Below are 11,824 nucleotides of genomic sequence, written 5' to 3' on the forward strand. Positions count from 1 at the left end.
GGAGTATCTATGGAAAAACTTTCACGAAAAGATTTCTTATCAAATGCATCAAAAGCTGCTGTTGGATTGGCAGCAGTTGGTGGATTGTCAAGCATTGTCACTACTGCTTCACTAAAAGCAGGAAGTAAAGTAACTCCCTGGCCCTGGCCTTATACTCAGTTAGATCCTGAGGCAGTAAGAATTCAGGCACATTATCTTTATTGGAATGATAAAGATTGTTCTTCCGGAACTTTCGGGGCTATAGTTCAGGCGCTTGCCGCGGCAATTGGAGATCCCTGGACAAATATACCTATTGAAACTTTGCTTTATGGTCGTGGCGGCGGTGCTGGTTGGGGAACTCTTTGCGGATGCTTGAATGGAGGCGCAGCAATTATTAGTCTTGTTACAACTAAATCTCAGTCCACACCATTAATTACTGAATTGTGGGGCTGGTATAACTCAGCAATACTTCCAACTGATCAGGCAAACCAGGTAGCTGTTAACGGACAATATTTGGTTCATAATTATGATCAGGCATTACCTCAAAATATTTCCGGAAGTCCGCTATGTCATATCTCAGTTACCGAATGGTGTATTCACGCACAGAAAAAAGTTTCTGATGTCGAAAGAAAAGAAAGATGTGCAAGAGTAACTGGTGATGTTGCTGCAAAAGTTGTTGAACTGCTTAATGCACATTTTGCCGGAACATTTGTTCCGACTTATGTTGACCCCGCAACTCTTACTGCTTGTATGGGATGCCACGGTTCGGCTGTATTGAATAATGTTATGACTAAAATGGAATGCACACAGTGTCACGGTGATAATCCACATCCAAATTCTGTAGAACAAATTGACCCTGTTGCAAACAGTTTTGAATTGTATCAGAACTATCCAAATCCATTTAACCCGTCAACCAAAATCAGATATTCAATTTCAAAGCCTGAAAAAGTTACAGTTGGAATTTATGACATTCAGGGTTCACTTATAAAAGTTCTTGTAGATCATGAACTTCAATCCCCCGGAGTTTATGAAACAGTTTGGGATGGAACAGATTTCACAGGTGCAAAGGTTGCAAGCGGAATTTACTTCAGCCGACTGGAAAGTGATTCATTTATGAAAACTATTAAGATGAGTCTTGTGAAGTAGGATACCCGTTACTTCAACTGATTCAGGCCGCAGCGATTAACATCGCTGCGGTTTTTTTGTTTTTATACCGCTATTCTTGTTTAATATTTCATCAAACAGATATTTAAGTATTCAACACACTCGTTATTTGAATTTTTCAACAATAACAAATTTATTCAATTATTCTACTGTTGTGCTGCTTAAATTTTCATCATTCAAAAAATTTATGGGGATTTAATAAATAATTCGAGTTTAAATCTAACTTCATATAAATAAATAAGTTAATTCGAAATCCAATCATAAAATTATTTAAGGCACACCCGTTGCATTAAGGATAATGTTCTTTGAAAGAAAATTATTCTTAAAACTTAAAACAATGAGGTGTTAAAATGGTCGCATTATTTGTCGTACTTACTTTTTTATTCTTTATTCTGATTGATTTGCTTGTACTGAAAGCTCAGGGTAAAGAACATCCGGCTTTTGCCGTGAAGGTATTTGATAAAAGATTTTTCTTCCCTGCTGAAGCAATCCTTTCAACTGGTCATTTGTGGTTACAAAAAGCCCAGAACGGTTTTTACAAACTTGGTATAGATGAATTCATTATGAAAGCGTTGGGAAAACTTCATCTCGTTCCATTAAAAGCTGAAGGTGAATCTGTTAATAAAGGTGAGCCAATACTTCAGGCAGTTTTCGGAAACCGCACTATAACTTTTCGTGCACCAGTTGATGGTTCAATCAGATTCATCAACAAAAACATCAATCAGAAACCTGTTGATGATCCTTATGGTGATGATTGGGCTTTGTTAATTGAACCAAAAAATGATCTCTCGCTCTCATCAGCATTTCTGAAAAAAGGTAATGATGCACTAAAATGGTTACACGATGAGTTTAACAGATTCAAAGATTTTGTTGCTGCAAAAGCTGGCGAACCTGAACTTGCCGGAGTTACCTTGCAGGATGGCGGTAATATAGTTGAAGGTGTTCTTCGTTCATTCGATGACAACACTATCAAAGAATTTGAAGAACAATTTTTATAATAGAAAGAGAGTAATGCCATGATAAAACAGAAAGCTATTCTCTTTGATGCAACACTTTGTGCCGGATGCGGCGAGTGTTATAATGCCTGTAAAGAAGCTAATCATCTTCCCGAAACAACAGACGATTTTCTGAAAGATCATCTTTCAGCAAATACTTACACAGTTGTAGAAGAATACGGGGATGTTTACACCAGAAAAATGTGTATGCATTGTGTCGATCCAACCTGCGTTTCAGTTTGTCCGGTTGGTGCAATGGAGAAAACAGAATTAGGACCTGTAATTTATGACGGTGATAAATGTCTTGGTTGTCGTTATTGCATGCAGGCATGCCCTCATCATATACCGAGATATGAATGGAACAAAGTAAATCCAACTGTTAAAAAATGTATAATGTGTTATGATAGAGTAAAGAATGGACAGCAAACTGCTTGCGCAGAAGCTTGTCCAACCGGTGCTACTTTGTTTGGCGACAGAGATGAGTTAATCAAAATTGCAAAAGAACGACTTGAAAGTGATCCTGATACTTACTATCAGAAAATTTATGGATTGGAAGAAGCCGGTGGAACTGATGTATTAATTATTTCTCCTGTTCCTTTCGATCAGCTTGGATTTGCTGAAAATCTTCCCAAAGAAGCTCTGCCAACTTACACAGCAAAAGCACTTGAGAAAATTCCGGGCGTTGTTGCTGGTGGTGGAGTGTTCCTCGCTGCAATGTACTGGCTTACAAAGAGAAAAAACCTAATTGCAGCAGAAGAAAAACAAAATAATATGAATTCAACATCCGGAGATGAAAAATGAAACAGATAATTCCTAAAATAACTTTCTGGAGAGTGGTGGCAGTTATTATAGTTGTTGCCGGACTTTATTCAACTTATCTCAGATTCACCGGCGGACTTGGAGCTTCCACTAACTTAAGTGATGAATTTCCCTGGGGCTTGTGGATTGGTTTTGATATTCTCGTCGGTGTTGGTTTAGCTGCTGGTGGCTTCACCATTTGCGCAATCACTCATATCTTCAATATCGAAAAGTATAAACCACTCGCAAGACCAGCAATATTAACTGCATTTCTCGGTTATCTTCTGGTAATTTTTGGTTTGATGTATGATTTGGGAAAACCATATAACATCTGGCATGCAATAATTTACTGGAATCCCCGATCTGTGATGTTTGAAGTTGCATGGTGCGTTATGCTATACACTACAGTTTTGTTTCTCGAATTCCTGCCAATTGCACTTGAGAAATTCCGGTTGAAGAAACTTCTTGCATTTATGAAGAAAGTCGGAATTCCTATAATGATTACGGGAGTAATTTTATCAACACTTCATCAATCATCATTAGGATCTTTATTCTTAATTGTTCCTCAGAAGATGTATCCTTTGTGGTACTCGGGTTTGCTACCTGTATTTTTCTTTATTAGTGCTGTTGGTGCAGGTTTGACAATGGTAATATTCGAAGCATATTTATCAGCAAGAGCATTTAATAAAGGAATAGAAGCTGATTTACTTTCAAGGATTGGTTTGTATGGAGTTATTATTCTGATGCTCGGCTTGATAATTAAGTTAATTGATTTCGCTCTCACGGATAAAATTCATCTTCTTTTTACAATCAACAATTATACTTTGTTATTCTATCTTGAAATACTTGTTGGTACAATTGTACCATTTGGTTTGTTAATTCAGAAAAGAATCAGAGAAAACAGAAGATGGCTTTATGCCTCAGCTATTATGGTAATCTCAGGATTCTTACTAAACAGACTTAATGTTAGTATCACATCAATTACTCCGGGTGCAGGGGTAAGTTATTTCCCGAGCATTTATGAAATCAGTGTAACGCTTATGCTTGTAACATTGGGAATGTGGGCATTTAAATTTATTGCAAAGAACTTTCCTGTATTCGCATCAGAAGTTCATTTTGAAAATCATAATCTCAAATACAGCGAGAAATTATCTGAAGGCAAAATCTGATTAAATATTCTTAGCAGTGGCATAAAGCACAAATGTCACTGCTATTTATTTAATTTATTTTTTGGCATTTAACAACTGTTTGTAAATCATAATTGATATTGGAACAAAATAAAATTAGATTTCGAACAGTCAGCGGGAGAAAGATGAAAGTAACAATTCTAAATAAACTTAGCACACGCCTCATTCTCATTTTCTTATTGATATTCATTATAACAATAAGTGTTTATTCTTTCTACACAATTAAAATGATTCACGAGAATCTCGGACAAGCCTGTACACAAAATGCTTATAACATAAGTGATGTGATTAAAAAATCAACAAGATATGGAATGCTACTTAATAGTCGTGAACATGTTGAACAAATCATAAATACGATTGCGACTGAAAAAGGTGTGATGAAAATAAGAATATTTAACAAGAACGGAATGATTGCTTATTCATCTGATTCAACTGAATTAAAAACAATTGTTGATCTTGAACATACAGCTTGTAATTCCTGTCATTCGATAAAACCAATTCCAACCACTCTTCCTGTAAAAGATTTAATCAACAAATCTGAAGGTTCATTAGTTCTTGTTAATCCGATAATTAATGAACAAGCTTGTTACACAGCCGATTGTCACGCACATAAAAGTACAGATAAATTGCTCGGAATAATAAGCGTTCAGATGAGCACGGAGACCGTTGATTCAATAATTAATCAATCAACTAATATTTTTATCAGCGGAGTGATTGCAACATTTATATTACTTGTTATTGCTACAATTTTTACTATCAGGTATTCTGTCAACAAACCTCTCAGAAAAATTTTCGTTGGAATTCAGGAAATTGGTAAAGGAAATCTTGATTACAGGATTGAACTTAACAGAAGTGATGAGTTAGGTCTAATGGCAAAAGAGTTTAATTCTATGACAGCTAAGCTGAAATCTGCTTACGATGAAATAAAAGACTGGAATGAAAACCTGAATAAAAAAGTTGAACAGAAGAATCAGGAGCTGAAAAATATTTATGAACAAATTGTTCAGGTAGAAAAATTAGCTTCACTCGGTAAACTTTCTGCAACTGTTGCACACGAGCTGAATAATCCACTTGAGGGAATTCTTACTTACAGTAAACTTGTAACCAAAAAACTTGAAAAATTTGATGACAAAGAAAAGTACGATGAGATAATTAAAATTCTTCAACTCATTGCAGATGAATCTTCACGCTGCGGAAGAATTGTTAAAGACTTACTACAGTTTTCACATCAGGATGAAATTCAGTTTGTCCATTCGAGCATAAAAGATGTTATTAACCGTGCACTAAAATTAATGAGTCATCATTTTCAGATAAATAATGTTACAATCAAAACAGACTTTAAAGTTGATGATATTTATGTTGAGTGCGATGCACAAAGAATTGAGCAAGCTTTAATTGCCATTCTCGTAAACGCTGTTGAAGCAATGCCTGAAGGAGGAACAATTACAGTATCACTTGCTCAGGAGATGGATAATGCGGTAATTCGTATCAGCGATGAAGGTAAAGGAATTCCTCCTGAAATTTTACCACACATTTTCGAACCATTCTTTACCACAAAAGATAAAGTTAAAGATACAGGACTTGGATTGGCAGTAGTTTATGGAATAATTCAACAACACGGCGGAAAAGTTTTTGTTGAGCAGACTTCAATAAAAGGTACAACATTCAAAATTTCATTACCAATAAATCATAGCAAACAAAATGGAAAAGAAACACAGAATATTAGTAGTTGATGATGAAGAAATTGTAAGACAATCTCTTCTTGCCTGGTTCAAAGAAGATGGTTACGAAGTTGATACTGCTGAAAATGCTGATGCAGCTTTAAGACTTTTTGAAAAGGGGAAATATTCGCTGATACTTCTTGATATCAAAATGCCGGGAATGAGTGGAATGGATTTACTCGTTAAGCTTAAAGAATATGATCCCGATGCAATCATTATTTTAATAACTGCTTATGCATCAGTTTCATCAGCAGTTAAAGCACTTAAAAGTGGTGCCTATGATTATATTACCAAACCAATTGACCCGGACGAACTTTCACACATCGTTGAGAAAGCACTTTATCAAAAAAATCTTGAGAATGAAAATGTTAAGCTGAAAGAAAGTATTGATGAAATTTCAAAGCCAGACAATCTTATCGGCGAAAGTCATCAGATGAAAGAAATATATTCATTGATTAATACTGTTGCACAAACAGATACGACAGTTTTAATTCTCGGAGAAAGTGGAACAGGAAAAGAATTAGTTGCAAAGGCTATTCACTTAAACAGTAAAAGAAAATATTTTCCTCTTGTTACAGTTAATTGCGGTGCATTACCGGAATCATTACTTGAAAGTGAATTATTCGGACACGAAAAAGGAGCATTTACAGGAGCTCATTACAGACGCAAAGGAAAGTTCGAAATGGCAAACGGTGGAACAATATTTCTTGATGAGATTGGAACAATTTCAAATAAAGTTCAGGTTGAGTTGTTAAGAGTAATCGAGACAAAACAATTTACGAGAGTTGGTGGGAGTGAAACTATCTCAAGCGATTTCAGAGTTATTGCTGCAACAAATGAAAATCTTGATGAACTTGTTAAAGAAGGAGTCTTCAGAGAAGATCTTTATTACAGATTAAATGTTTTCACAATACATATTCCTCCTTTAAGAGAAAGAATTGAAGACATTCCATTACTTGCAAATTACTTTCTAAAAAAGTTTACAACATCAATGAACAAGAAGATTACAGGTATTTCAGATGAAGCAATGAGTTTTATGCTGAAGTACAGATGGCCCGGAAATGTAAGAGAGCTTGAAAATGCGATTGAGCGTGCAGTTGTTGTTTGTCGTACTGATAAAATTCAGCTCGAAGATCTTCCATTCAGAATAAGTAATAATTCTTTATACAGTGAAGTTGAAGACAAATCACTTTCTGAAGTTGAGAAGAGGCACATAGCTTTGGTGTTGAAAGAAAATAACTGGAATATTTCAAAGTCTGCGGATGATTTGAAGATTGACCGTGTTACACTTTACAATAAAATTAAAAAATATGGTCTTCGCAAACCCGAATAATGTCAGAAATAGTTATAGCACCAATAAATTTTTCTAATCCCGAACTCATAGAAAAAATTCTCTCTGAGCTTAAAAAATATTTGCCCTATAAAATAAATCTTCAGCCACTTCAAATTGATTTGAATTTTGCTTACTCAATTGAAAGAGGACAATATTATTCAACAAAAATTATTCAGCATCTTCTTCCCTTCTCTGAAAATATAAATGGAAAATTTCTTGCTTTATTAGAAGTCGATTTATTTATTCCTGTGTTCACTTATGTTTTTGGTGAAGCACAACTAAACGGAAAAGTTTCTATTGTTTCTTTAACAAGACTGCACGAAGAATTTTACTCAGGCATTTCTGATGAGAAGCTTTTAATTGAAAGATCTGTTAAAGAAATCTTACACGAACTCGGACACAACTTCGGATTGATACACTGCAAAGATTGGGATTGCGTAATGCATTCATCACTTGGAATTGAAGAAGTTGATATAAAAGGAATTGATTATTGCTCTAATTGCAAAAGAATGATTAGGTTATAAACTTAAAGCTAATTGCTTTCTCAGAAATGATTGAATGAGAGAATGATTGAATGGATGAATTAGTGAATGATTGAATGGATGAATGAGTGAATGAATTGAATGGATGAATGAGTGAATGAATTGAATGAATGGATGAGTGATTATGAAATTCGAATGTTTATAGGAAATATTACACTGCAGTCATTTCTTTTAGCTTATACCTTATTCCCGTTATACCTTTTAACTTATTCCCCTTATACCTTATTCCCCTATACCCAATCAACCTAACTGATGCCTTGTTCCGCAGCGAGGACAGACAACTATTGGCTGATTGTAATCCGGTGGAATTTTAATTCTTACTCCACATTTGCAATTGATGAACTTGTAATCATTCAGTTTCATTACTGCATCATTAGCTTCACGCTTTGCATCAACATGACTAAAGCTTTTATTCTGGTTCGCTAAACCCATAATCGGTGCCACCGGAATACTTTCCGTCAATGCAGAATCAGGAATAATTTTTTCCTTCTTACCATGAATCATTTCAAAAACTTTTTGATAATCCTTATAACTAACTCCTTGTTGTAATGCTCTAAGAATTTTTATTCTTTCTGAAATTGGCGGATGTGTGCTTGTCAGATCAGCTAATTTCATTCCTTCCCTTTTCAAAGGATTAACGATATACATTGGAGCAGTAACTTTATTTGCACTTCGGAGTTTGTAGGATGAGTTTGCGATTTTCTCAAGAGCGTTTGCCAGACCTTCAGGATATCTTGTTAATCTTGCCGCAGAAGCATCTGCCAGATATTCTCTCTTTCTCGAAATAGCAAAATAAAATAGTTGTGCTAAGATAGGTCCGAGTATAGCAAGAACAAGGGCAAGAATCATTATGATTATCTGGCCTTGTCCGCTATTTTTTGATGAGGATTTTGAACGATATCTCGAACCTCCGCCAAAATATAAACCTCTGAAGAAAACTTCTGACATAAGTGTAATTGCGCCAAGCATCATTCCGGCAAAAGTCATTAAAAGAATATCACGATTTACAATGTGTGATATTTCGTGGGCAACAACTCCTTGCAGTTCATATCTGTTTAATGTTGATAGCAAACCTGATGTAACTGCAATAGCCGAGTTTTCAGGTTTCACTCCGGTTGCAAAAGCATTCGGTGAAGGGTCATCTATAATATAAATTTTGGGAAAGTAAGGAACACCTGAAGCGATTTTCATTTCTTCAACAACATTATAAAGTTGAGGATGAACATCTTTTGTTACCTCTTTGGCTCCGCTTACTGCAAGAAGAATTTTACTCCCCGCAAAGTAACTGATAGTTGATAAAATCATCCATAGAATAATTGCAAAGAAAATTCCTACTGCTCCACCAGATTCAGGATTATAGAAACTTCCGAACACATAACCAATTAAAATCAGAAGTGCGCCCATTCCAAAAAACAGAATGAGCGACTTCCGTTTATTCGACTGAATTAATTCCCACATAAAAAATTAATTGAAGCTGACTTTAGGAACTTCTTTTTCCGCCTGATCTTTAAGTTCGAAAAATTCTTCTTCTTTGAAGTTGAACATTCCTGCAACAATATTCGATGGGAACATTTGAATCTTGTTATTGTACATTAAAACCTGATCGTTGTAATTCTGTCGTGCAAATGAAATTTTATTTTCCGTTGCAGTCAGTTCTTCCTGTAATGCAAGGAAATTCTGATTAGCTTTTAAGTCAGGATAATTTTCAACCTGAACACGAAGCTGACCAAGAGCACCACTCAGTAATGATTCTGCCTGTGCCTTCTCACCAACTGTTTGTGCATTCATCGCCTGACTTCTATACTTTGTAATGTTTTCCATTATCTGACGCTCGTGTGTCATATATCCTTTTACTGTTTCTATAAGGTTTGGAATAAGGTCGTGTCGTCTTTTAAGCTGAACATCAATTTGTGCCCACGCATTTTTAACCTGATTTCTCAAACGAATAAGTGCATTATAAATTGATACGAAGAAAAGAATAATGAGAACAATTAACACTATAAAAATGATGAAGTAAATCATTCTGCCTCCTGGCTTTTGTTGTATGAAAACATGTCTTTTAATAAAGCAAGAATTTTTTCAGATGAAGAATTAGATTTTATTGTTAATACTTTTTCAAGTTCTCCCTTGTCGAACCAAATACCATGATTTTGAGGACATCTGTCCAAAATCAAATCAGTATTACTAAATTGTGTTTTGATCATTCGCTTTCTGCAAATCGGGCACTTGTAAGATTTTTCTTTTGAAGAAGTTGTTTGCTGAAAAAGTTTTTGTAATTCATTATCCGGTTTATCAATTGAATAAAGCAATTCAAGTTCACCTTCATCAAGCCATATCCCTGAACAATTTGGACAAAAGTCAATCTCGACTTTATTCAATTCAAGAATAATCATTGGCTCTTTACAAACAGGACAATTCATAAATGCTCAATTTGTTTTTACAAATATCATATTTAATTGAAGTTTATAAAAATTTCTGAAGATTATTTTTTTATTACTTTTTCAACATAAGGTTTAAACCGTTCAAAAATAAAATGTTCCCAGACCTTCTCAACAATTGAAGGAATGCCTTCTGCAATTTCCCCTGAACCGTGAATTTCAACTTTCATTAAGGTAGAATCATTTCCAACTTTTTCAAATGAATAAGTGGTAACCATCTTTACAGCTAAACCAGAAAGTCCCAGTGGTCCATCAAACCTGAGCATTTTTCCTCTCTGGGCATAAATTACTGTCGCGTGAAGAACACCATTTCCTTCATCATCAAAAATTTCATAAAATCCTCCGCCAGGTTTTGGTTCAATTAAAAATTTTTTTGGTTTTTCTGAAAACGAATGATCCCACCAACCGCTTATATCTCCTGTTGCAAGATCATAAACCTGTTCCGGTGTTCCCGGTAAGTTGACTGTCTTTTCGAAATTAAAGACATCATATTTTGGCTTGCTTATCTGTTGCTGAGCAAATGTAAGTGTGTGTAAGCAAATTATTGCGAAAAGAAATTTTTTCACGAATTACTCCTTTAGTGATTTTATTTAATTCTAAAATACTCCGAATAAAAGAATTTTCATAAGATGTCACTTTAATTAACTCTGCTGCACTAATTGTTCAGAACAAACAATTATATAACAAACAAAAGGAGTTAAATATGTTACGAATAATTTTTTCGGTAGTATTAATCAGCAGCGTTTTTCTTTTCTCTGCTTGTAAAGATGATTCATCAACTGCTCCAAATCTCAGCAGTGGTGATCAGACATCTGTTTTACAAAAGACTTCAAATATGACAAAATCAAACGGACAGGTTTCGGTTGTTTCAACAACACAAATAAACAATGGAGCTCATTGGGAAGTAAAGGTTGATATGCCCGGTGATGGTGGGATTGTAAAGTTTGAGTACTTTGTAAGCAACAATCAGTTGAAGGAAATTAAAGGATTAACACCATCATTTAATTATGAAGTTGAACCTGAAAATGGATTAATCAACTATTCGGCAGCAAAGCAGATTGCATTGAGTTCAGTAAACGGAAATATAATTGAGTGGAAACTTGAATTTGATTTAAGCGATAATATGTGGCAATACAGATTCAGAATTTCTTCAGGTAAAGAATGGGAAGTAAGAATTAATGCAACTAATGGAAATGTAGTAAGAATAAAAAGCTAATCAGTCTTGTTTGGCAATGTCACTCTAAATGAATTTTATTCCACAAATTCATTTTCAGGAGTGACATTTTCTTTTTAAATCTTTCCAACCATCTCAGATACTTTGCTTATTTTTCGTCATCACTTTTTAAGGAATTTATTATGACCACAAAAAATTTTCAGAATGAAATAAAACTTCTTGATCAGATTTATGAAGATATGATTGAAGCTACCCACAATGAACCTGATATGAATGATATTGAATCAATGCGTTTGTTCATTGAAAATTCATTCAGAATTTTCAACCGTACAATATTCAGAATTGTTGAAGTTAAAAATTCTTTATCAGAAAATGAAAAACCGGACTTATCAACCTGGAATCCACCGGCTTGAGGTTTGATATTACATAAATTATGAATTAAATTATTATAGAATTTTTATTTATTATAAAAGCAATATTCTTTCATAAAAAT

Annotated in this window: 13 protein-coding genes; 9 read left to right on the forward strand and 4 right to left on the reverse strand. The window is 34.5% G+C overall.

The genetic code is table 11. The features are described 5' to 3' along the window. Window positions 1-9 precede the first annotated feature (9 nt). From Q0X14_RS06660 to Q0X14_RS06690, 7 genes are all read left to right on the forward strand, one after another. Window positions 10-1,125 (forward strand): C-GCAxxG-C-C family (seleno)protein, encoded by a 1,116-nt coding sequence (locus Q0X14_RS06660; RefSeq protein ID WP_297844189.1) that lies wholly within the window; start codon window positions 10-12, stop codon window positions 1,123-1,125. 368 nt (window positions 1,126-1,493) lie between these two features. Continuing rightward, the gene (locus Q0X14_RS06665) at window positions 1,494-2,141 is read left to right on the forward strand and encodes a hypothetical protein (protein WP_297844191.1); all 648 of its coding nucleotides are present in this window, start codon (window positions 1,494-1,496) and stop codon (window positions 2,139-2,141) included. Window positions 2,142-2,159: 18 nt separating this feature from the next. After that, window positions 2,160-2,939 carry a 4Fe-4S dicluster domain-containing protein gene (locus Q0X14_RS06670; protein WP_297844193.1) on the forward strand — a complete coding sequence of 260 codons (780 nt, stop codon included), beginning with the start codon at window positions 2,160-2,162 and terminating at the stop codon, window positions 2,937-2,939. Further along, window positions 2,936-4,105, forward strand: coding sequence for an NrfD/PsrC family molybdoenzyme membrane anchor subunit (nrfD, locus tag Q0X14_RS06675; RefSeq protein ID WP_297844195.1), 1,170 nt, complete (start codon window positions 2,936-2,938; stop codon window positions 4,103-4,105). The genes Q0X14_RS06670 and nrfD overlap by 4 nt, the downstream gene beginning before the upstream one ends. A 143-nt stretch (window positions 4,106-4,248) precedes the next feature. Beyond that, a complete protein-coding gene (locus tag Q0X14_RS06680; protein WP_297844198.1) occupies window positions 4,249-5,856 on the forward strand; it encodes an ATP-binding protein in 1,608 nt (535 codons plus the stop codon). Continuing rightward, window positions 5,825-7,177, forward strand: coding sequence for a sigma-54 dependent transcriptional regulator (locus tag Q0X14_RS06685; RefSeq protein WP_297844200.1), 1,353 nt, complete (start codon window positions 5,825-5,827; stop codon window positions 7,175-7,177). The genes Q0X14_RS06680 and Q0X14_RS06685 overlap by 32 nt, the downstream gene beginning before the upstream one ends. After that, window positions 7,177-7,701, forward strand: a complete 525-nt coding sequence (locus Q0X14_RS06690; protein WP_297844202.1) for an archaemetzincin family Zn-dependent metalloprotease — start codon at window positions 7,177-7,179, stop codon at window positions 7,699-7,701. The genes Q0X14_RS06685 and Q0X14_RS06690 overlap by 1 nt, the downstream gene beginning before the upstream one ends. Before the next feature lie 258 nt (window positions 7,702-7,959). Here Q0X14_RS06690 and Q0X14_RS06695 read toward each other — a convergent pair whose 3' ends face one another. From Q0X14_RS06695 to Q0X14_RS06710, 4 genes are all read right to left on the reverse strand, one after another. Beyond that, window positions 7,960-9,177, reverse strand: a complete 1,218-nt coding sequence (locus Q0X14_RS06695; RefSeq protein WP_297844204.1) for a M48 family metallopeptidase — start codon at window positions 9,175-9,177, stop codon at window positions 7,960-7,962. Window positions 9,178-9,183: 6 nt separating this feature from the next. Then, complete coding sequence (locus tag Q0X14_RS06700) at window positions 9,184-9,741, reverse strand: LemA family protein (protein ID WP_297844205.1); 558 nt, start codon at window positions 9,739-9,741, stop codon at window positions 9,184-9,186. After that, a complete protein-coding gene (locus tag Q0X14_RS06705; RefSeq protein WP_297844207.1) occupies window positions 9,738-10,139 on the reverse strand; it encodes a zf-TFIIB domain-containing protein in 402 nt (133 codons plus the stop codon). Before Q0X14_RS06705 ends, Q0X14_RS06700 begins: the two co-directional genes overlap by 4 nt. A 62-nt stretch (window positions 10,140-10,201) precedes the next feature. Then, on the reverse strand, window positions 10,202-10,723 hold the full coding sequence (locus Q0X14_RS06710; protein ID WP_297844210.1) for a hypothetical protein: 522 nt from the start codon (window positions 10,721-10,723) through the stop codon (window positions 10,202-10,204). Window positions 10,724-10,860: 137 nt separating this feature from the next. Between Q0X14_RS06710 and Q0X14_RS06715 the strand changes: the two genes are divergently transcribed. Then, complete coding sequence (locus Q0X14_RS06715) at window positions 10,861-11,373, forward strand: PepSY domain-containing protein (protein ID WP_297844213.1); 513 nt, start codon at window positions 10,861-10,863, stop codon at window positions 11,371-11,373. Window positions 11,374-11,513: 140 nt separating this feature from the next. Continuing rightward, window positions 11,514-11,744, forward strand: a complete 231-nt coding sequence (locus Q0X14_RS06720; protein ID WP_297844216.1) for a hypothetical protein — start codon at window positions 11,514-11,516, stop codon at window positions 11,742-11,744. Window positions 11,745-11,824: the final 80 nt, after the last annotated feature.

It is taken from the genome of Ignavibacterium sp. (assembly GCF_025998815.1).
Lineage (GTDB): Bacteria > Bacteroidota > Ignavibacteria > Ignavibacteriales > Ignavibacteriaceae > Ignavibacterium.